Below are 22,248 nucleotides of genomic sequence, written 5' to 3'. Positions count from 1 at the left end.
GATGGATCAGCTTTTGTTTCGGGTGTCGGCATGCAGTGCCCCCTGTATCAAACCAGTCCAGAAAGCCTCTTTGAGAGCAATCTCTTGCTCTCTGCTCCGGGGACGCAACTCTCCCTGGCAGCAAAATGATGGCAAGGACCGTTGTGTCAGCCGTCGAGCCCGGTGATCGGTTTTGCTGATCATCGGGCTTACTTGTTTCTGGGCTCCGCCGAGTGCAGCCAGTGATGCCAAGGTCAGTCGCGACGATTTCGCCGCTCAAGTCGATGGATCAGTGCACTTTTGCGCTTGTTTACAAAACAGGAGCTTCGATTTCTGATGCAATCACGGTATGACATCAGAGAGCAGTGCAGCAAGCGCGTCCAAATCCCCGCTTGCCATCTTCAAAAGCAACAAATGGCTCAGGCGCATCGTCTGGTTCGTGATCTCGGTCCTGTTGCTCGGGGTGATTCTTTGGCTTGCCGTGCCGCCGCTGTTGCGCAGCAACGTGGAGCGTTATGGCTCGGAGTTTCTGGGCCGTCAGGTCAAGGTGGGCGAGGTGCAGTTCAAACCCTGGGCATTGCAGCTCTCGGTGCACGATCTTTCCATCGCAAGTGCGGATGGCGCTTCCAGCCAGGTGGAGGTGGGGCGCATATATATAGATGCGGCTCTGCAGTCCTTGGTGAAACTGGCGCCGGTGCTCGATGCCATCGAGGTCGACGCACCCAGAGTGCGCGTGGCCCATGTGGCCGAGGGGCAGTTCGATTTCGACGACATCCTCAAGCGCATCGCGGAGCGACCCAAGGCGCCTGATGAAACACCTGGCGACCCGCCGCACTTTGCGCTCTACAACATCGTGCTGCGCGATGTCGCGGTGGAGTTCGATGATCGTGTCGTCGGCCGCAAGCAGAATCTCGACAGGCTCGATCTGAGCATTCCGTTCCTGAGCAATCTGAATGCGGATCGTCAGGTCAAGGTCACGCCACGTCTGGCGTTCACGCTCAACGGCAGCCCGTTCGAGTCTTCGGGGCAGGCGACACCGTTCGCCGATACGCGGCAGGCAAATGCGAATTTCAAGATCGATGGTTTTGATCTTGCGCCGTTTGCGGTCTATCTGCCCCCATCCGTGCCGGTGCGGCTCAACGCTGGTCTGCTGGATGCCGATCTGCAACTCGCCTTCGAGCAGAAGGACAGCGCCAAGGTCGGCGTGAGCGGCAAGCTCGCGCTGCGCGAGGTCAAGGTGTCGGACGCGAAGTCGCAGGAACTGGCCGCGTTCGACAAGCTCGACCTGGCGCTGGCCGATGTGCAGCCGCTCAAGGGCGTGGTGCATGTCGCGTCCGTGCAGTGGGACAAGCCACGTTTTGCGCTGCGCCGAGACAAGAACGGGCAACTCGAGATCCCCGGCATGGCGGCTTCCGAGGAGAAATCCGCCGCACCGAAGGCTGGAGAGTCTTCTGCAGCAGATGCCCAGTCCAGCGGTTCGCCGACGCCCACGACTGGCGCGCAGACCGAGTGGAATGTGCAGATCGACCATGTGGGTCTGCGCAACGGCACCATCGACTGGCGCGATCAGGCGGTTGCGGGCGAGGCGGCGCATTTCAATTTGCAGAATCTGCAGTTGGATGCCAAGCCCCTTCTCTGGCCGATGAAGCAGCCGGTGCAGTTCTCCGGCAAGACCGACATCACGCCGCTGGACGCGGCTGGCAATGCCGTCAAGACGCCGGCCACGCTGGGCTTTGATGGCAGTGCGGATCTGCAGCAGGCCAAGGTTGCGGCCAGCCTGCGGGGTCTGCCGCTTGACTGGGCGACGCCGTATCTGGCGGGCATCGTGGCGGCGCGGGTAGGAGGGCAGCTTGATCTGGACCTCGGTGTCGCACGCAATGGCGACCGCCTGGTCGCCAGCGTCGGGCAGGGCACGCTCAAGGACGTGGCGCTGACCTGCACCGCCACCGGCGAACGCTGCCGCACGCTGGCTGCAGCGGGCATCGCGGGTGCCAAGCGCAACACGCTGGTGGAGCTGGGCGAGCTGTCGGTCAAGGACACGCTGGTCGACCTGTCGCGCCGCAGCGTGGCGCTGGGCAAGCTGGCACTGTCGCAACCCAAAGTCTATGTCGAACGTGCCCAGGATGGCAGGCTCATGTATGAGGACTGGCTGGTGCAGTCCAAGGCGACAACCGCCACCCCTGAAACGGCAGGTGCGAAGAAGAGTGAAGCCGAAGCTCCATGGTCAGTTGCGCTTGGCGAGGTCGATCTCAAGGACGGCGCCGTCGTCGTGCGGGACGCTGCGAATGCCCAGCCGATGCTGCTGCGCGTGAATGCGCTGCAGGCCAACGTGCGCGACTTCGCGTTTCCGGCGAAGCAGGGCGGGGTGTTCCCGGTGCGCGTGTCGGCGCGCGTGGCGGGCTCTGGCCGTGCCGAGCCCGGCAGTCTGCGCTATGAGGGCAGCGCGGGCCTCGAACCGCTGGCGGTCAACGGCAAGGTGCAGGCCACCGCGCTGCCGCTGCATGTGGCGCAGCCCTATCTGCCCAAGGATCTGAACATCCGACTGGTGCGCGCCGATGGCAGCTTCAACGGCGATGTCAAACTGCTCATGGGCGACAAGGGCCCGAGCGCGTCGGTGAAGGGCAATGTGGGGCTCGACGACGTGCGCGTTCGACCGGCCAATGCCGACAGCGTGCAGGACAAGGGACTGACCGTTGGGCGTGACGCGCAGGATCTGCTCAACTGGAAGGCCTTGGCGCTCAAGGGGCTGGCCGTGGACGTGGTGCCCGGCAAGCCGCTGACGCTGGATGTGGCCGAGACCACGCTGAGCGACTTTTTCGCGCGCGTGATCGTGCAGGAAAACGGGCGCATCAATCTGCAGGACCTGCAGGGGCAACCGGTGACGGTCGACGATGGCGGCAAGACCGATGCACCAGCGTCGTCGGCGTCGGCCGCCAGCGCGGCCAAGGGCGATACGCAAAGCGCTCCGGTTGCGGCGCCCGCGGAGGCGCCCGATCCGATGGCACCCATCATCCGCTTCGGTCCGGTGAATCTGGTGCGTGGCGCGATGTATTTCACCGACCACTTCGTCAAGCCGAACTATTCGACCGATCTGACCGAACTCAATGGCCGCCTGAGCGCGTTCTCTTCCGTGCGTCCGGCGGGTGCGGAGAGCTTTGACATGGCCGATCTGCAGTTGAGCGGCAAGGCCGAGGGGACGGCTTCGGTGGATGTGTCGGGCAAGATCAATCCTTTGGCCAAGCCGCTGGCGCTGGACATCCAGGCGCGCATGCGCGACCTGGAGCTGCCGCCGCTTTCGCCTTACAGCATCAAGTACGCGGGACATGGCATCGAGCGCGGCAAGCTCAGCATGGATGTGGCGTACAAGATCGACCCGAGCGGCCAGCTCACGGCGAGCAACAAGCTGATCCTCAATCAGCTCGCGTTCGGTGATGAGGTCAAGGGCGCGCCAGCGAGTCTGCCGGTGAGACTGGCAGTGGCGCTGCTGGCCGACCGCAACGGCGTGATCGACGTGGACCTGCCGATCAGTGGTTCGCTCAATGATCCGCAGTTCAGTCTGGGGGGCGTGATCTTCAAGGTCATCGGCAACCTGATCATGAAGGCTGTCACTGCGCCGTTCTCGCTGTTGGCCAGCGCTTTCGGAGGCGGCGACGAGCAGGGCTCCGTGTCGTTCGCTCCGGGGAGTGCGGCGCTTGGCAAGTCCGCGCAGGAGCAGCTCGACAAGGTGGCCAAGGCGCTGACGGATCGTCCCGCGCTCAAGATGACCGTGGTCGGCTGGGCCGATCCCGCGACCGAGAAGGCGGCTCTCAAGCGTGAGCGCCTGAACGCCATGGTGCTGGCGCAGAAGCGTCGCAAGATCTCGCGTGACGGTGGTGATGCCAAGGACGTGGTGGCCGTCGAGCCGGGCGAGTATTCCGAGCTGCTCAAGGAAACCTACAAGCGCGCTGACATCAAGAAGCCGCGCAACATGGTCGGCCTCGCCAAGGACTTGCCCGATGCCGAGATGGAATCGCTGTTGCTGGACAATATACAGTTGCAGGACAATGCCGCTCAGGATCTGGCGCTGCAGCGCGGTGTCGCGGTGCGTGACTATCTGGCCAGCCGCAAGGTGCCCATGGACCGTCTGTTCGTGGGTGCGGGCAAGCTTCAGAGTGAATCCTCGGGCGATTCCAAGTGGTCTCCGAAGGCCGAACTCCAGCTTGCGGCACAATGATTTCCGCAGGCTGTCGCATGGCTGGACGGTCGAGAGGTTGACCGTCAAAGTCGTGTCCTCCGAAGGGCCGGGCCAAAAGCGCGTCAAAATAGCGGTTTGGCGAAACTACGCTGGCTGCCGGCGAGGGGGCTCGAAAGGGCAATGTAGCTGCAGCAGCCAAATTCATTTCCAATAGGTTTCATGTTTCCTTTTTCTTCTCGCAACAAAATGTCTGACGCACCAGAGGCGGCACCTAGCCCCGCCAAAGCCAGTGAACCGCATCCGCTCGATGCGCTGACCGGTGGCGCTTTTTCGGCTGCCACGTCCGGCGAACGCGCTTCGCGTATCCGTGAATGGCTCGCCACGCAACCTGCGCCGGAGCAATTGCAGGAAGTGTTCAAGGAACTGAGCGCTCGCGACAAGGGTGCCGCGCGCGCCGTGCGCGAACGCCTTGATGAAATCAAGCGCATGCAAGGCCAGGAGGCGATCGCCGCCGAATGGGCCGACAAGGCCAACGCGCTGCTCGCGGCCTCGCGCCTGTCGATTGCCGATGCTCTGGCATGGCAGCGTGATGCGGCCAAGGCAGGTGCTCCGCTGTCGCGCGAGCCGCTGTCGGCGCTCAAGACGCAGATCGCTGATCGCGTCAAGGTCATCGAAGACCTGCAGCACCGGGTCCAGGTGCAGCGCGAAACCGCGGTGCTGCTGGCGCAGCGCATCGAAGTGCTGTCCACCAAGTCCTTCCGCGACGCCGAAAGCGCGCTCGAAAACCTGACGGCCGACGTGAAGCGTTGGCAGGAACACGCGCAGGAACTCACGAACGATGCGTCGTGGGCCAGCGTGGAAGCACGCTTCCCGCCCATGCTCGACAGCTCGCGCACGCAGCTGCTCGCCGTCTGGGACGCGTTCCAGTCCGCGCTCACGCAGACCACCGCCGCTGCCGCCAGCGCAGAAGCGCCGCTGCCGCCCGTGCCGGTGTGGGCTGACGAGATCCGCGTGATCCGTGGTCAGCCGACCGAAGCTGACGCGACCGCCGCCAAGGCTGCGCAAGAGGCTCCCAAGCCCAAGGTCGATCCTGAAGTTCGCAAGAAGGCCCAGAGCACCGTGCGCGAAGCGCTCGCCAAGCTGGAGCAGGAAACGGCCGAAGGCCACGGCAAGGCCAGCATCGGCGCCGCCGCCGCGCTGCGCGCCGCATTGAAGGCCAACGGCCGTCATGTGGATGGCGAGCTGGAACAGAAGGTCAACGCCGCGCTGATCGCCGCCGGCGAACTCGAAGGCTGGCAGCGCTGGAGCGCCGATCAGGTCCGCGAAGATCTGGTCAACCGAGCCGAAGCGCTGCTCAAGCGACCCGAAGGCCAGGAGCTGGGCGGCCGCAAGATGCAGGAAACGCTGCGTCAGCTTCGTGAGCAATGGAAGGCATCCGATCAGGGCGCGCCAGCCAATCATGCGCTGTGGAAGCGTTTTGACGAGGCGTGCAACACCGCCCACAAGGTCGTCGAGACCTGGCTTGAGAAGGTTCGCGCCGAAGCCGCCGAGCACAAGGGTGCGCGCATGGAGCTGGTCGAAGAGGTCAAGGCATGGACGCAGGCCCATGTCGGCTCGACCGACTGGAAGGCCATGAGCCGCGCGCTGCATCAGTTCGGCGAACGTTGGCGCAATGGCGGCCATGTCAGCGAAAAGGTGTTTGCCGAGCTGCAGCCGCTGTGGAAGCAGGTGTTCGGCGACGCGGCCCGTCCGCTCGAAACCGCACAGAAGCTGAGCCTGGATCGTCGTCAGGCGATGATCAACGAATCTGCCGAGCTGAGCGCCGCGCCGCAACTGCGCATCGACGCAGTGAAGGCGCTGCAGCAACGCTGGCAGGCCGAGGCGCAATCCGTGCCGCTGGATCGCAAGCGCGAACAGAAGCTCTGGGACGCCTTCCGCAAGCCGATTGACGACGCGTTCCAGCGCAAGAGCGCTGACCGCGACCGTCAATCCGAACAGATGAGCGCCCGCGACAAGGCGGTGCTCGACGCCGCCAAGGCGCTCGAGGCGGCCAATGCTTCTGGCGACGCACAGGCCATTCGCGCCGCGATGGATGCACTCGACGCCGCGATGAAGAACTCCGCTGCCGCTGCACCCGAGGCCGCACCTGCGGCAGCTCCGGTTGCTGCAGTCGCGCAAGAGGGCGCGCATGTGGAAGCGGCTGCGCCTCAGGAAGGCGATGCAGAGGCTGCTGGCGAAGCCAAGCCCGCGCCTGCCAAGCCGGCGCGTCCGGTGGTGGCGGTGCGTGGCGATGACCGCCCCGGCGCCAACAAGCCCGCGGCCGCCGCTCCGGCAGGCGGTCGTCCGGGTCGTCCTGGCGAGCGCAATGACCGTGGCGGTCGCGGTGATCGCGATGGTGGCCGTGGCGATTCGCGCTTCTCGCGCGACGGTGGCCGCGATTCACGTGACGCACGCGGTCCTCGCGGCCGTGACGGTGACGCACCACGCGCGCCACGCCTTGGCGACTCGGCCTTCCGTGCCCAGCGCGATGCACTGGATCATGCACAGAACGCATTGCGCAAGCTGGCGGCTCAGGCCCATGGCGAGACGCTGACCCGTCTGCTGTCGGCGTGGGAAGGTCGCGATGCTGAAAAGCTGCCATCCGCACAGGAACTCGGCAAGCTTCAGCCTGCGGTGCGTACCGCTTGGGTGCAGGCGCTCGGCGCCGAGGCCAAGCAGGCTGACGCCAATGCGCTGCTGCGCCTGGAAATCGCCGCTGACGTCCCCACGCCAGCCGATCAGATCACGGCCCGCCGCGCTTACCAATTGCAGCTGCTCACGCGCCGCAACGACCCTACGCCACAGGAAACCTGGGGCAAGGATGTGGCGGCCGTACTGGGTGCCGCAAGCGATGAAACCACGGCGCGCCGTCTGCAGAGCGTGCTGAAGGTGCTGCTCAAGAAGTAAGCCGCAGGCTGCAACGGAAGCTGCGGCCACAAGACAAAACGCCCTGCATGGCACATCATGCAGGGCGTTTTTCATTGACGCGGACAAGAAGGGGAGGGGCGCCCACGCGCAGAAGACCCGCAACAAAAAAGCCGCTGAACTTGCATTCAGCGGCTTCTCATATTTGGTGCCCAGAAGAGGACTCGAACCTCCACGATGTTACTCGCTAGTACCTGAAACTAGTGCGTCTACCAATTCCGCCATCTGGGCTTTCAGGGAAGCTGAAATTATAGCGTGCTTTTTAGACCCGTCGGCCAATTCAAGAAAAAATCCAAAAATTTGCGTGGCCGTCAATTCTCATCTTTGGCATATCCCGTTGGCGGGGGCAGGCACGAGCGAAGCGAGTGCCGAACGCACCTCTTCAGATCACTTTTGCGGCAAGCTGTTTGAACGGAGAGTCCGAAGGACTCGCAGAGAGTTTTGCCGCATGACTTCCAGGCGCGTTTGGGGTTGCCTTTTGCGCGCAAGCAAAAGGTGACTCCGCCGCCGGGCGGAACTCCCGGCCTCAGACCTTCGCAAAAAGCAGGGTAAGCAGAGCAAAAAACGAAAAACCCGACCATGCAAAACATGATCGGGTTTCTGTAATTGGTGCCCAGAAGAGGACTCGAACCTCCACGATGTTACTCGCTAGTACCTGAAACTAGTGCGTCTACCAATTCCGCCATCTGGGCTGATAAATCGTCTGCAATTGTAAATTCAATTTTTCGTCAAAAATACAGATTTGCAAACTTTCTTTGTCCCAAGCACCTTGCGGGGCGGTGAGAGAAAGTTTTTCCGGAGAATGAAAAAAGCCGCTCGATTTCGGCGGCTTACCGTCCGTTGTCGTTAAACTTGGTGCCCAGGAGAGGACTCGAACCTCCACGATGTTACTCGCTAGTACCTGAAACTAGTGCGTCTACCAATTCCGCCACCTGGGCATCTCAGGAAAGATTTAGATTGTATATCAAAAAAATGCACTCCCAGCCGTTTTCCGCAAATCAGTCGGAAGAGATTGAAGGAACCGTGCAAGGTCACCGTGATGGACATGGATTTGTCATCCGCGATGACGGTGAGCCAGACATTTATATCCCCTCCAGCGAAATGCGCGCCGTGCTGCACCGTGACAAGGTGCGCGTGCGCATCGCTCGCCATGACAAGCGCGGGCGTCCCGAGGGTCGCGTCGTGGAAATCGTCGAGCGACCACACAACCCGGTGATCGGCCGGCTGCTCAATGAGAGCGGCGTCTGGCTCGTTGCGCCGGAAGACAAGCGTTATGGTCAGGACGTGCTGATCCCCAAGGGCGCCACTGGCTCGGCCAAGTCGGGGCAGGTGGTGGTGGTCGAGTTGACCGAGCCGCCCGCGCTCTATGGTCAGCCGGTTGGCCGTGTGACCGAGGTGCTGGGCGAGGTCGACGATCCGGGCATGGAGATCGAGATCGCCGTGCGCAAGTACGGTGTGCCTCATGAGTTTTCGAATGAGTGCCTGGCGTTGGCCAAGGCGCTGCCTGAAAAGGTGAGGGCGCAGGACAAGCGCCGCCGTGTCGATCTGACCGACATCGCGCTTGTGACGATCGATGGCGAGGATGCGCGCGACTTCGACGATGCCGTGTATTGCGAGCCCGCCAAGGTCGGGCGCAGCAAGGGCTGGCGTCTGCTCGTGGCGATTGCCGATGTGAGCCACTATGTCGAGACCGGCAACGCCATCGACGTGGATGCCTACGATCGCGCGACCAGCGTGTATTTTCCGCGCCGCGTGATTCCGATGCTGCCGGAAAAGCTGTCGAATGGCCTGTGCTCGCTGAATCCGGAGGTCGAGCGCCTGTGCATGGTCTGCGACATGCTGATCACCGCGCAGGGCGAGATCCATGCCTATCAGTTCTATCCCGCGGTGATGCACAGCCACGCACGCTTCACCTATACCGAGGTGGCGGCGATTCTGGCGAACACGCGTGGCCCCGAGGCGGCCAAGCGCAAGGACCGGGTCGAGGACCTGCTGAATCTGCACGGCGTCTACACCTCGCTGCTCGGCTCGCGTCACAAGCGCGGCGCGGTGGACTTCGAGACCACCGAAACCCAGATCGTCTGCGACGAGAACGGCCGCATCGAGAAGATCGTGCCGCGCGTGCGCAATCAGGCGCACCGTCTGATCGAAGAGGCCATGCTGGCGGCCAACGTCTGCAGTGCCGACTTCATCGGCCAATCCAAGCATCCGGGCCTGTTCCGCGTGCACGATGGCCCGACGCCTGAAAAGGTCGACATCCTGCGCGGCTATCTGAAGGCGCTGGGCGTGGGCATGACCATCAGCGACGAGCCCAAAACGGGCGAATTCCAGATGATCGCCGAGGCGACCAAGGATCGTCCGGACGCGCAGCAGATCCACACCATGCTGCTGCGCTCGATGCAGCAGGCGATCTACTCGCCGTACAACAGCGGACACTTCGGTTTGGCGTTCGATGCGTATACGCACTTCACCAGCCCGATCCGTCGCTACCCCGACCTGCTGGTGCATCGCGTGATCAAGGCGATCCTGAGCAACACCAAGTACAAGCTGCCGACCCTGCCGGAGCAGGGCGAGGCCTACGACAAACTGGTCAAGCGCCTGGCTGGACGCGTGAAGGAGCCCGATCAGAAGCCGCTGTCGATGTCCGCGCGCCGCGAGCTCGAGGCGTGGGAGGCCGCCGGGCTGCACTGCAGCGCCAATGAGCGCCGTGCGGACGAGGCGAGCCGCGATGTGGAGGCATGGCTCAAGTGCCGCTACATGCGCGAGCATCTGGGCGAGGAATACAGCGGCGTGGTCACCGCGGCCACCACCTTCGGCATCTTCGTGACGCTCGACGAGCTCTATGTGGAAGGACTCGTCCACATCACCGAACTGGGTGGGGAGTACTTCAAGTTCGACGAGGTGCGTCAGGAGCTGCGCGGCGAGCGCACCGGCATCCGTTACTCCATCGGCACGCGCGTGCGGGTGCAGGTCAGCCGCGTCGATCTGGATGGCCGCAAGATCGACTTCCGGCTGGTGCGCGACGATGTCGAGCTGGCGAGTGCGGCATCGGCCAGACAGCGCGGCAATGTGGGGCATACTGCCCGCTCGCAGCCGCGCTCCGCGTCTCGCTCTGACGATGCGGTGCGAGGGCGTGACAAGGATTCGCTGCGCGGTGGAAGTGGAGCCGGAGGTGGCGGCAAGTCGGCGCGCTCCAAGGATGGAAAGCAGGAGAAGCCTGCGCGTGGCGGTGCCAAGGCGGGTGGAAAAAGCGCTTCCCGCAAGAGCGCGAGCAAAGGGCGCAAGTCTTCTCGCTGAGGCGCGCAAGAACGATGGACAAGAGTCAGAACAACGGAGATGACACCTGCGATGGCGGATGACAAGAAGACTTCACGGGTGGCGCTGGTCACTGGCGCCGGTTCGGGTATCGGCAAGGCGGCGGCGCTTGCGCTGCTGGCCGATGGCTGGCGGGTGGTGCTCACGGGGCGCCGTGAAGCGCCGCTCAAGGAAACGGCGCTGCAGTCCGGCGTCGGCGAACGAGCCTTGGCCGTGACCTGCGACGTGACCGATCCGCAGTCGGTGCGCCATGCGTTCGACGCTGCGGTCAATGCCTTTGGCCGCGTCGACATGCTGTTCAACAACGCGGGCATCGGCGCGCCGGCCGTGCCGCTGGAAGACCTGTCCATCGAGCAGTGGAAGGCCGTCGTCGACACCAATCTCAACGGCATGTTCTATTGCATCCAGAACGCGTTCCGCGTGATGAAGACGCAGCAGCCGCGCGGTGGACGCATCATCAACAATGGTTCGATCTCGGCGCATACGCCGCGCCCCAACTCCATTGCCTATACCGCCACCAAGCATGCGGTGATGGGGCTCACCAAGACGGCCTCGCTCGATGGTCGCAAGTACGACATCGCCGTGGGGCAGATCGACGTGGGAAACGCGGGAACCGAGCTGGCGCAGCGCATGACCCAGGGCGTCATGCAGGCGCATGGCGCGGTGGCCGAGGAGCCGTTGATGGACGTGGACATCGTGGGGCAGTCGGTGCTCTACATGGCGAATCTGCCGCTGGAGGCCAATGTGATGTTCCACACGGTGATGGCGACCAAGATGCCATTCGCTGGCCGTGGCTAGTCGCGGCCTTCTTTGTCGATTTCTGGCGACGGCGCTGGGGGCCTTCGCCGCATTCCATGTGGGTGCGCAGGTTGCTGTGTCGCCCGATTTCGCGTCGAAGCTTCACGACCCTGATGGCATGGCGACGCGCACGCTTGCCTGCACGACCTGTCACGGCGCTCAGGGGCGCGCGACGACCGGGGGCTACTTCCCGCGCATCGCCGGCAAGCCTTCGGGCTACCTCTACAACCAGCTGCTGAATTTCCGGGATGGGCGCCGCGCCTATCCGACGATGTCGTATCTGCTGGAGAACCTGACTGACGACTATCTGCGCGAGATGGCAGGACATTTCGCGTCGCTCGAAGTGCCTTATCCCCCGCCGCCGGCGTCGGTGGAATCCAGGTCGATGCTCGAGCGTGGTCGCCGGTTGGTGTTTGATGGCGACCCGTCGCGCAAGCTGCCTGCGTGCGTGCAATGCCATGGATCGGCGATGACCGGGGTCCAGCCGTTCGTGCCTGGACTGCTCGGTTTGCCGCGCGACTATCTGAATGGACAGCTTGGTGCGTGGCAGGCGGGCAAGCGCCACGCGCACGAACCAGATTGCATGGCGGTCGTGGCAAGGCAGATGACGCCCGAAGACGTGAGCGCCGTGTCGGCTTGGCTTTCCGCGCAGCCGGTCCCTGCAGGCGGCAAGTCCGCCGAGCGCCATGAGCAGCCGCTGCCCTTGCGCTGCGGCGGCATGGGAGGAAATGGCGGATGAGGCGCTCACTCAAGATTGCCGGTGCGTTGATCGGCTTGGCCGTGGTGGCTGGGTTCGCGGTGCATCAGCTCAATCGCATCGGCGAGGCTCCGCTTGAGGTCAGTGAGTCGGTGCAGATCACGCCCGCTCTGGTCGCAAGGGGTGAATATCTGGCGCGCGCGGGCAACTGCATGGCCTGTCATACGGTGGCGGGTGGCGCGGCGTTCGCGGGCGGGCGGGCCATTGAGACGCCGTTCGGCATCATCTACTCGACCAATCTCACGCCCGCGCTGCGCAGCGGCATCGGAGAGTGGAGTTCCTCTGAATTCTGGCGCGCCATGCACAACGGCCGCGCGCGCGATGGACGGCTGCTGTACCCCGCGTTTCCCTACACGAGCTACACACAGGTCACGCGCGAAGACTCCAATGCGATCTGGGGGTATCTGCGCAGCCTTCCGGCGGTCGATCAGGCCAATCGCGCGAACGCGCTGGATTTTCCTTTCAACACGCAGGTTGCGCTGGCGGGTTGGCGCGCCATGTTTTTCCGGCCCGCTGCATTCGAAGCGGATGCGGCGAAACCCGCCGAATGGAATCGCGGTGCCTATCTGGTGCAGGGGCTTGGGCACTGCGCGGCCTGTCACACGCCGCGCAACGTGCTCGGCGCCACGCAGGACGGAGCGGCATTTCGCGGAGGACTGATTCCCGTGCAGAACTGGTATGCGCCCGCGCTCAATGCGCCTCAGGAGGCGGGGGTGGCGGCGTGGCCCCAGGCCGACGTGGAGCGTCTGCTCAAGGTCGGCACTTCGCCGCACGCGACGGTGTCAGGCCCCATGGCCGAGGTGGTGTTTCGCAGCACGCAGTATCTGGATGATTCCGATCTGAGCGCCATGGCGACCTATCTGCGTGCGCTGCCGCAGCAGCAGATGTCGGCCGACAAGGTGGAGGCACCCACCCGGGTGAGCATGGAGCTTGGGGCGTCGGTCTATCAGCAGAACTGCGCAGCCTGTCATGGTGACAAGGGGCAGGGCGACGGCGAGTCCTTTCCCGCGTTGGCCGGAAATCGCGCGGTGACGCTGCACAGCCCGACCAATGTGGTGCGCATGGTGCTGAATGGCGGCTACATGCCCGCGACGGCAGGGAATCCGCGTCCGCAGGGCATGCCGCCGTATCTGCATGTGCTCAGTGACAAGGAAATTGCGGCAGTGGTCACATTCATTCGCAACGCTTGGGATAATCAGGCCTCGTCTCTGGACGCGACGGATGTGTATCGCGTGCGCGAGCGTCGGGGTTCCTGAGCGTGTCGAGATCGTGAACACGCGCTGAGGCGAATTCGTGTGGAACTATTGAGTGATTGTTTGTGATGACGGATTTGCCCTTGTCGGTTGCCGAAGGAAATATTGCTGGAGCAGTGGGGGGCGTGGTGCGTCCTCCCGTGCGGCGCGTGATCTGCCTGTGCGCGGCGTGGTGCGTGGTGTGCAACCAGTACCGGCCACTGTTCGAGTCGGTGGCCGCGCAGCATCCGGATGTTGAATTCCGCTGGGTGGACGTCGAGGATGAAGAGGCGGCGATGGGCGACTACGAGGTCGAGACCTTCCCCTCGCTGTTGATCGCCGAGGGGGGTGATGTGCGTTTTCTGGGCCCGGTTCTGCCGCAGGCCGGTCTCATCAACACCTTGCTGCGCCGATTGATGGAGGAAAAGGCGGTCTCGGCCGACGATCATGCCGCGCCGCTGCTGGCGCGGCTTGCAAGCATGGATTCGTGACTTCCGTGCGACGAGCGGCAATGCAAAATGCATGCCGTGCTGCTATGCACAAACCTGTATTCGGGCTATAATCCATTCTTCACGACCAAACGGGCGGGTTCCAACCGCCCTTTTTTTTTGGGCGTTCGCTTTGCGGCATCGAAAGAGTCGTTGGGTGGGCGTCCTGCTTGTGCATTCGGGAAACAGGACAGAGCGCATACGTGGCATTGCAGCAAATCGTTGAACAAACCGTGACCGGGCTGGGCTATGACCTGGTGGAGATTGAACGCTCCGCAGGCGGCCTCTTGAGAATCACCATTGACCTTCCGTGGCAACCGCCAGTCGGGGAGGCGCCAGCGGCTGAGCAATTCATCACGGTGGAAGATTGCGAAAAGGTCACGCGCCAACTGCAGTTCGCGTTGGAAGTCGATGCGGTGGATTACAACCGCCTTGAGGTGTCGTCGCCAGGCATCGACCGTCTCCTGCGTCACGAGACGGATTTCCAGCGTTTTGAAGGCGAAGAGGTCGACATCACGCTCAAGGAGCCGGTCGGCGAAGCTGGTGGCGGACTGATCAACGCCAATCGCAAAAAATTTCGCGGCACGCTCGAGCGGGCCGAAAACGGTGGCTGGCAAGTGGTCTGGAGCGATGCGCCTCCAGTCAAGCCCGGTCAGCGTGTGAGCAAGAAACGTGAGCCTGCGCCGTTGCAGGCGCTGGGCTTCACCATGGATGAGCTGCGCGAAGCGCGCCTCGCTCCCATCGTGAATTTCAAGGGCCGTAGCGCCAAACCAGGCCAGCAGGCGGGTTGAACGTTTGATATACGGGGACGGGTGCCGCAGGTGTCGGCAATCGCCTCAAAGTGATTGAAACAGGAGAGTCGTCGAAATGAATCGCGAATTGTTGATGTTGGTTGAGGCCATTTCGCGTGAAAAGAATGTCGAGCGCGATGTGGTGTTGGGTGCCGTGGAGTCCGCTCTGGCGCAGGCCACCAAGAAGCTCTATCAGGGCGAGGTGGATATCCGCGTGGCAATTGATCGCGACAGCGGCAATTACGACACTTTCCGTCGCTGGGTCGTCGTGCCTGATGATGCCGGTCTGCAGAATCCCGATGCGGAAGAGCTGCTGATGGACGCGCAAGATCGCGTGCCCGGCATCGCGGTGGGCGAGTTCATCGAGGAAGAGGTCGAGTCGGTGCCGATCGGCCGCATTGGCGCGATGGCCGCCAAGCAGGTCATTCTTCAGAAGATCCGCGACGCCGAGCGCGAGATGCTGCTCAACGACTTCATGAGCCGTGGCGAGAAGATCTTCACCGGCACCGTCAAGCGCATGGACAAGGGCGACATCATCGTCGAGTCCGGCCGCGTCGAAGGTCGCCTGCGTCGCTCCGAAATGATCCCCAAGGAAAACCTCCGCAATGGCGACCGCGTGCGCGCCATGATCATGGAAGTGGACCTGACGCTGCGCGGTGCGCCCATCATCCTCTCGCGCTCCGCACCCGAGTTCATGATCGAGCTGTTCCGCAACGAAGTGCCCGAAATCGAACAAGGCCTCCTCGATATCAAGAGCTGCGCCCGCGATCCGGGCAGCCGCGCCAAGATCGCCGTGCTCTCGCACGACAAGCGTGTCGATCCCATCGGCACCTGCGTCGGCGTGCGTGGCACCCGCGTGAACGCCGTGACCAACGAATTGGCCGGTGAACGCGTCGACATCGTGCTGTGGTCGGAAGACCCCGCGCAGTTCGTGATCGGCGCGCTGGCTCCCGCGAACGTGTCCTCCATCGTGGTGGACGAAGAAAAGCATGCCATGGACGTGGTGGTGGACGAGGAAAACCTCGCCATCGCGATCGGCCGTGGCGGTCAGAACGTGCGTCTGGCTTCCGACCTGACCGGCTGGAAGATCAACATCATGGACGCCGCCGAGTCTGCCCAGAAGCAGGCCGACGAAACCGGCGCCGCGCGCCAGCTCTTCATGGAAAAGCTGGACGTGGACGAGGAGATCGCCGACATCCTGATCGAGGAAGGTTTCACCAGCCTCGAGGAAGTGGCCTACGTGCCGCTGCAGGAAATGCTGGAGATCGAAAGCTTTGACGAAGATACCGTGAACGAGCTGCGCGCCCGAGCCAAGGACGCACTGCTCACCATGGAAATCGCACGCGAAGAGAGTGTGGACGGCGTTTCGCAGGATCTGCGCTCTTTGGACGGCCTGACGACCGAACAGATCGAAAAGCTGGTTGCCGCCGGCGTGAACACCCGTGACGATCTGGCCGACCTGGCCATTGATGAACTGACCGAGTTGACCGGCCAGACTGCTGATGACGCGAAAGCCTTGATCATGAAGGCCCGCGAGCACTGGTTCACAGGACAAGAGTAAGGTCAGGGAGGTACGAGCACAATATGTCGAGTAACACAGTCGCCGAGTTCGCCGCAGAACTCAAGAAAACCCCTGCCATGCTGCTGGATCAGTTGAAGACAGCTGGCGTGGCGAAGGCATCTCCGAGCGATGCCCTGACCGAGTCGGACAAGCAGAAGCTGCTTGCCTATCTGCAGGCCAGCCATGGCACGTCTGGTGCAGATCGCAAGAAAATTACTTTGGTGAAAAAATCCACTAGCGAAATCAAGCAAGCCGATGCCACTGGCAAGGCCCGCACAATCCAGGTCGAAGTGCGCAAGAAGCGCACCTTCGTGAAGCGTGAAGACGGCACGGATGGCAACGCCGACGTGGCAGTCAATGACGAGCAGCATGAGCATTCCGCGGAGGACCAGGAACTGGCACGCCGCGAAGTGGAAGCGCGCAACAACGCCGAGCTGATCCGTCGTCAGGAAGAAGACCTGGCCAACCAGCGCGCCGAGCGCGAAGAGCGTGAGCGTCGCGACCGCGAGGCTGAAGAACGCGCCGCCGCCTACATGGCTGCGGAAGCGGGCAAGAAGGCCGCCGAGAACGCCGCACGCAAGGAAGCCGCCGCCGAGGCCGCTGCCGAAGCCGAAGCCCGCAACAAGGCTCAGGCGGAAGCCCGTGCCAAGGCCGAGGCGGAGTCCAAGGCACGTCAGGCTGAGGAAACCGCGCGCGCCGCCGATCTGGATGACCGTCGCAAGAAGGCTCTGGCTGAAGCCGAGGCCATTCGCGCCATGATGGCCGCGCCCAAGAAGGTGCTCGTCGCCAAGAAGCCCGAAGAACCCAAGCCGGCCGCCAAGCCCGCTGGTGCCGATGCCAAGAAGGGCACGCTGCACAAGCCCGCAGGCACCGGAGCCGGTGCGCGCACTGGTGCCGCGGCTCCCGCGGCAGGCGCCACGGCCAACAAGGACGGCAAGGAAGTCAAGTCCGCCAAGCTGTCTTCGAGCTGGGCCAACGATGGCCAGAAGAAGAAGGAAATCAAGACCCGTGGCGATGCTTCGGGTGGCGTGAACAACCGCTCCAACTGGCGCGGCGGTCCACGTGGCGGTCGTCGTGGCGGTGATCGCCATTCCGATCAGCATCAACAGCACGCTGCAGCGGAATTCCGCGCCATCGAGGTGCACGTTCCCGAAACCATCACGGTGGCGGAACTGGCGCACAAGATGTCGGTGAAGGCCGGTGAGCTGATCAAGGTGCTCATGAAGATGGGCCAGATGGTCACCATCAACCAGATGCTGGACCAGGACACGGCCATGATCGTGGTCGAGGAAATGGGTCACACCGCCAAGGTGGCTGCGCTGGACGATCCGGAAGCGTTCACCGCCGAGGAAGTGCTGAACTCCGAAGCCGAGCTCATGCCTCGCGCTCCGGTCGTGACCGTGATGGGTCACGTCGACCACGGCAAGACCTCGCTGCTGGACTACATCCGTCGCTCCAAGGTGGCGACTGGCGAAGCCGGCGGCATTACGCAGCATATCGGTGCCTACCACGTGGAAACACCGCGCGGCATCGTCACGTTCCTCGACACTCCGGGTCACGAGGCCTTCACGGCCATGCGTGCCCGCGGTGCCCAGGCGACCGACATCGTCATTCTGGTGTGCGCGGCCGACGACGGCGTGATGCCCCAGACCAAGGAAGCCATCAAGCACGCCAAGGCCGCCAATGTGCCTATCGTGGTGGCCATCACCAAGGCCGACAAGCCCGATGCCAACGTCGAGCGCGTGAAGCAGGAACTGGTCGGCGAGCAGGTGGTGCCTGAAGAATACGGTGGCGATTCGCCATTCGTGGCCGTGTCGTCCAAGACCGGCATGGGCATCGACGATCTGCTGGAGCAGGTGCTGCTGCAGGCCGAAGTGCTGGAACTCAAGGCGCCGGTGGAAGCCGCCGCCAAGGGTATCGTGATCGAAGCCCAGCTCGACAAGGGCCGTGGTTCGGTGGCGACGGTGCTGGTGCAGTCCGGTACGCTCAAGGTGGGCGATATCGTTCTGGCGGGTCAGACCTTCGGCCGCGTGCGCGCCATGCTGGACGAAGACGGCAAGCAGACCAAGGACGCTGGTCCGTCGATTCCTGTGGAAATCCAGGGCCTGAACGAAGTGCCGCAAGCCGGTGATGACTTCATGGTGCTGCCGGACGAACGCCGCGCCCGCGAAATCGCGACGTACCGCGCCGGCAAGTTCCGCAACACCAAGCTGGCAAAGCAACAGGCCGCCAAGCTCGAGAACATGTTCAACGAGATGAACTCGACGGGCACGCAGACGCTGCCGCTGATCATCAAGGCGGACGTGCAGGGTTCGCAGGAAGCTCTGGCTACCTCGCTGCTCAAGCTGTCCACCGACGAAATCAAGGTGCAGATGGTCTACTCCGGCGTGGGTGGCATCAGCGAATCCGACGTGAACCTGGCGATCGCCTCCAAGGCCATCATCATCGGCTTCAACGTCCGCGCTGACGCCCAGGCACGCAAGACGGCCGAGGGCAACGATGTGGACATCCGCTACTACAACATCATCTACGACGCCGTGGATGAAGTGAAGGCGGCCATGTCGGGCATGCTGGCTCCCGAGCAGCGCGAAGAAGCCATCGGTACGGCCGAAATCCGCACCGTGTTCGTCGCGTCGAAGATCGGTACCGTTGCCGGTTCCTACATCACTTCCGGCGAAGTGCGTCGCAACTGCAAGTTCCGTCTGCTGCGCGACAACATCGTCATCTACACCGGCGAAGTCGAGTCGATCCGCCGTCACAAGGACGATGTCAAGGAAGTCAAGGAAGGCTTCGAGTGCGGTATCAAGCTGCGCAACTACAACGACATCAAGGAAGGCGATCAGCTCGAACTCTTTGAAATCAAGGAGATCGCACGTACGCTGTAAAGCGTCGTGTGAGCAGGAGTCAGCACGAGCATGGCAGCCAAGAAATCGACCACGCCCAACCGCGGCTTCAAAGTAGCGGATCAGATTCAGCGCGACCTGTCTGAACTGATCCGCGAGCTGAAGGACCCGCGCATCGGCATGGTGACATTGCAGGGCGTCGAAGTGACGCCCGACTACGCGCACGCGAAGGTGTTCTTCAGCGTGCTCGTGGGCGATGCGGAAGCAACCGGAGAGGCGCTGAACCAGTCCGCAGGTTTCCTGCGCAACGGGCTGTTCAAGCGCCTGCACATCCATACCGTGCCCACGCTGCACTTCCATTTCGACCGCACGACAGAACGCGCGGCCGACATGAACGCCTTGATCGCCAAGGCCGTTTCTTCGCGCGCCAAGGAAGACTGAGCATGAACGCGCCACGCACACGGGTGCAGCGGCGCCCTGTGCATGGGGTGTTGCTGCTCGATAAGCCGCTGGGTTGGTCCAGCAACGACGTCCTTCAAAAGGTCAAGTGGTTACTGCGCGCCGAGAAAGCGGGACACACAGGCACATTGGATCCACTCGCCAGCGGCGTTCTGCCGCTGTGCTTCGGTGCGGCCACCAAATTCAGCCAGCTTCAGCTTGAAGCGCCCAAGACGTATGAAGCGATCGCTCTGCTGGGCGTGACCACCACCACCGCCGACGCGGAAGGCGACGTGGTCGCCGAGCGCGAAGTGACGCCCGAGATGCTCACCGCCGAGCGCCTCGACGCCGTTCGTCAGCAGTTCACCGGCCCGATCCGCCAGGTCCCTCCCATGCACAGCGCATTGAAGAAGGACGGCAAGGCGCTGTATGAATACGCGCGCGCCGGCATCGAGATCGAACGCCCCGCGCGGGACGTCACGATCCTCGCCCTCGGCATCGACCCCATTCAAACGGAAGACGGCAAGCCCGCGCTGCGCCTCGTCGTTCAGTGCAGCAAGGGTACTTACATCCGCACACTGGGTGAAGACATCGGCAATGCGCTGGGTTGCGGCGCACATATCACATTTCTCCGGCGCATCGACACCGGCGGCATCAGCGTGGACCGCTGCGTGACGCTGGCGGCGCTGGAGGCAATGCCGGAAGACGAGCGCCTCGCGCATGTGCATCCGGTGGAGACGCTGCTTGCGCAGCACGCGATTGTCACGCTCGACAGTGACAATGCGGGACGATTTCTATCGGGCATGCGCCGACGCGGCACATGGCCGGATTCGGAAGCGGTGGCGGTATTTGGTGACAGTCCGCACGCCTTGCTTGGGGTAGGGCATGTCACTCGGGGAGAGCTGGTGCCAGACCGCCTGCTGAGCCCGCTTGAAATTCAACAGATTCTGGAAAGAACTTCTTCGCCGCGCGAAACGCACGGCATTTTGGAAACAACGCTATGAGCACACAAATCCGCAACATTGCGATCATCGCCCACGTTGACCATGGCAAGACCACCATGGTTGACCAACTGCTGCGCCAGTCCGGCACCTTCGCCGAGCACGAAAAAGTCGTCGACACCGTGATGGACAACAACGCCATCGAACGCGAGCGCGGCATCACCATTCTGGCCAAGAACTGCGCCGTGAGCTGGAACGACACGCACATCAACATTCTCGACACTCCCGGTCACGCGGACTTCGGCGGTGAAGTGGAACGTGCTCTGTCGATGGTCGACGGCGTGGTGCTGCTGATCGACGCGCAGGAAGGCCCCATGCCCCAGACGCGCTTCGTGACCAAGAAGGCGCTGGCGCTGGGTCTGAAGCCCATCGTCGTGGTGAACAAGGTGGACAAGCCCGGTGCGCGTCCCGACTACGTGGTGAACGCCGCTTTCGACCTGTTCGACAAGCTCGGCGCGACCGACGAGCAGCTCGACTTCCCCGTCGTGTATGCCTCCGGCATCAATGGCTGGACTGCGCTGGAAGAGGGCGCACCCGGCGAGCAGTGGGGTCCCGACATGTCGGCCCTGTTCGACACCATCCTGAAGCACGTGCCTTCGGTGAAGGGCGATGCCACGGCTCCCCTGCAGATGCAAGTCTCGGCGCTGGACTACTCCACGTTCGTGGGCCGTATCGGCGTGGGCCGCATCAACGCCGGCACGCTCAAGCCCGGCCAGGACGTTCTGGTCATGGCCGGTCCTGATGGCGCGAGCTACAAGGGCCGCGTGAACGAAATCCTGAAGTTCCAGGGCCTCGAGCGCGTGAAGGTGTCGGAAGCCGGCCCGAGCGACATCGTGCTGGTCAACGGCATCGAAAACATCGGCATCGGCGAAACGCTGACCGATCCTGCGAACCCCCAGCCGCTGCCGATGCTCAAGATCGACGAGCCAACGCTGATCATGAACTTCTGCGTGAACACCTCGCCACTGGCAGGCCGTGAAGGCAAGTTCGTCACCAGCCGTCAGATCTGGGACCGCCTGCAGAAGGAACTGCGCTCCAACGTGGCTCTGCGCGTGAAGGAAACCGACGAAGACGGCATCTTCGAAGTGGCTGGTCGCGGTGAACTGCACCTGACCATTCTGCTCGAAGAAATGCGCCGCGAAGGCTACGAGCTGGCTGTCTCCAAGCCACGCGTGGTGTTCCGCGACATCGACGGTGAAAAGTGTGAGCCGATCGAGCTGGTGACCGCCGATCTGGAAGAAACTCATCAGGGCGGCGTGATGCAGGCCCTCGGCGAGCGCAAGGGCGAACTGGTCAACATGGAACCCGATGGCCGCGGTCGCGTCCGTCTGGAATACCGTATTCCTGCACGTGGCCTGATCGGCTTCACCAACGAGTTCCTGAACCTGACACGTGGTTCCGGTCTGATCTCCAACATCTTCGACAGCTACGAGCCGCACAAGGGCGACATCGGCGGTCGCAAGAACGGCGTGCTGATCTCCATGGACGACGGCGAAATCTTCACCTACGCCCTGGGCAAGCTGGACGACCGCGGCCGCATGTTCGTGAAGGCCGGTGATCCCGTGTACGAAGGCATGATCGTCGGCATCCACAACCGCGACAACGATCTGGTGGTGAACGCCACGCGTACCAAGCAGCTCACGAACTTCCGCGTGTCCGGCAAGGAAGACGCGATCAAGATCACGCCTCCGATCGACCTCACGCTCGAATACGGCGTGGAATTCATCGAAGACGACGAGCTGGCAGAAATCACGCCGAAGTCGGTGCGTCTGCGCAAGCGTCATCTGAAGGAACACGACCGCAAGCGCGCTTCGCGCGAGTGATCGGTTGCGTGGCCGCCATGAATGCGGCCTCAACGCAAAAAGCGCAGCTCGCGAGAGTCTGCGCTTTTTTTGTGTCCTGCTTCA

General features: G+C 63.0%; 13 protein-coding genes and 3 tRNA genes. 13 read left to right on the top strand and 3 right to left on the bottom strand.

Going from position 1 to position 22,248, the window contains the following annotated elements; genetic code table 11:
- The first annotated feature begins 328 nt into the window (after window positions 1-328).
- Both ISG32_RS10255 and ISG32_RS10250 read left to right on the top strand, forming a co-directional pair.
- The gene (locus tag ISG32_RS10255) at window positions 329-4,192 is read left to right on the top strand and encodes a DUF748 domain-containing protein (RefSeq protein ID WP_194770892.1); all 3,864 of its coding nucleotides are present in this window, start codon (window positions 329-331) and stop codon (window positions 4,190-4,192) included.
- Between the two features lie 207 nt (window positions 4,193-4,399).
- Entirely contained in the window at window positions 4,400-7,099 is a 2,700-nt protein-coding gene (locus ISG32_RS10250) for a DUF349 domain-containing protein (RefSeq protein ID WP_228529703.1), read from the top strand.
- A gap of 164 nt (window positions 7,100-7,263) precedes the next feature.
- Here the strand turns inward: ISG32_RS10250 and ISG32_RS10245 are convergent.
- The 3 genes from ISG32_RS10245 to ISG32_RS10235 form a co-directional block, all read right to left on the bottom strand.
- Window positions 7,264-7,348: transfer RNA gene (locus ISG32_RS10245), tRNA-Leu, on the bottom strand.
- Between the two features lie 376 nt (window positions 7,349-7,724).
- Window positions 7,725-7,809, bottom strand: a tRNA-Leu gene (locus ISG32_RS10240).
- A 161-nt stretch (window positions 7,810-7,970) separates the two neighbouring features.
- A tRNA-Leu gene (locus ISG32_RS10235) sits at window positions 7,971-8,055 on the bottom strand.
- Window positions 8,056-8,074: 19 nt separating this feature from the next.
- Here ISG32_RS10235 and rnr point away from each other — a divergent pair.
- The 11 genes from rnr to typA all read left to right on the top strand — a co-directional run bounded on the left by rnr (window position 8,075) and on the right by typA (window position 22,164).
- Window positions 8,075-10,414 carry a ribonuclease R gene (gene rnr / locus ISG32_RS10230; protein WP_456074339.1) on the top strand — a complete coding sequence of 780 codons (2,340 nt, stop codon included), beginning with the start codon at window positions 8,075-8,077 and terminating at the stop codon, window positions 10,412-10,414.
- A 39-nt stretch (window positions 10,415-10,453) separates the two neighbouring features.
- Window positions 10,454-11,230, top strand: a complete 777-nt coding sequence (locus tag ISG32_RS10225) for an SDR family oxidoreductase (protein WP_407645044.1) — start codon at window positions 10,454-10,456, stop codon at window positions 11,228-11,230.
- 58 nt (window positions 11,231-11,288) lie between these two features.
- Window positions 11,289-11,969, top strand: coding sequence for a c-type cytochrome (locus ISG32_RS10220; RefSeq protein WP_407645047.1), 681 nt, complete (start codon window positions 11,289-11,291; stop codon window positions 11,967-11,969).
- On the top strand, window positions 11,966-13,243 hold the full coding sequence (locus ISG32_RS10215; protein WP_194770889.1) for a c-type cytochrome: 1,278 nt from the start codon (window positions 11,966-11,968) through the stop codon (window positions 13,241-13,243). Before ISG32_RS10220 ends, ISG32_RS10215 begins: the two co-directional genes overlap by 4 nt.
- Window positions 13,244-13,365: 122 nt before the next feature.
- Window positions 13,366-13,710 carry a thioredoxin family protein gene (locus tag ISG32_RS10210; protein WP_323745919.1) on the top strand — a complete coding sequence of 115 codons (345 nt, stop codon included), beginning with the start codon at window positions 13,366-13,368 and terminating at the stop codon, window positions 13,708-13,710.
- A 200-nt stretch (window positions 13,711-13,910) separates the two neighbouring features.
- Window positions 13,911-14,498: a ribosome maturation factor RimP gene (gene rimP / locus ISG32_RS10205; RefSeq protein ID WP_194770887.1), complete on the top strand. Its 588-nt coding sequence runs from the start codon at window positions 13,911-13,913 to the stop codon at window positions 14,496-14,498.
- Window positions 14,499-14,574: 76 nt separating this feature from the next.
- On the top strand, window positions 14,575-16,059 hold the full coding sequence (gene nusA / locus ISG32_RS10200) for a transcription termination factor NusA (protein ID WP_194770886.1): 1,485 nt from the start codon (window positions 14,575-14,577) through the stop codon (window positions 16,057-16,059).
- Between the two features lie 23 nt (window positions 16,060-16,082).
- Window positions 16,083-18,944 (top strand): translation initiation factor IF-2, encoded by a 2,862-nt coding sequence (infB, locus tag ISG32_RS10195; protein ID WP_194770885.1) that lies wholly within the window; start codon window positions 16,083-16,085, stop codon window positions 18,942-18,944.
- A gap of 30 nt (window positions 18,945-18,974) precedes the next feature.
- Window positions 18,975-19,343 carry a 30S ribosome-binding factor RbfA gene (gene rbfA / locus ISG32_RS10190; RefSeq protein ID WP_194770884.1) on the top strand — a complete coding sequence of 123 codons (369 nt, stop codon included), beginning with the start codon at window positions 18,975-18,977 and terminating at the stop codon, window positions 19,341-19,343.
- A 2-nt stretch (window positions 19,344-19,345) separates the two neighbouring features.
- A complete protein-coding gene (gene truB / locus ISG32_RS10185; RefSeq protein WP_194770883.1) occupies window positions 19,346-20,344 on the top strand; it encodes a tRNA pseudouridine(55) synthase TruB in 999 nt (332 codons plus the stop codon).
- Window positions 20,341-22,164 (top strand): translational GTPase TypA, encoded by a 1,824-nt coding sequence (gene typA, locus ISG32_RS10180; protein WP_194770882.1) that lies wholly within the window; start codon window positions 20,341-20,343, stop codon window positions 22,162-22,164. Before truB ends, typA begins: the two co-directional genes overlap by 4 nt.
- Window positions 22,165-22,248: the final 84 nt, after the last annotated feature.

The sequence above is a fragment of the Diaphorobacter caeni genome, from assembly GCF_015354245.1.
GTDB classification, from domain to species: domain Bacteria; phylum Pseudomonadota; class Gammaproteobacteria; order Burkholderiales; family Burkholderiaceae_C; genus Diaphorobacter_A; species Diaphorobacter_A caeni.
This window is presented reverse-complemented; position numbering and strand designations above follow the sequence as displayed.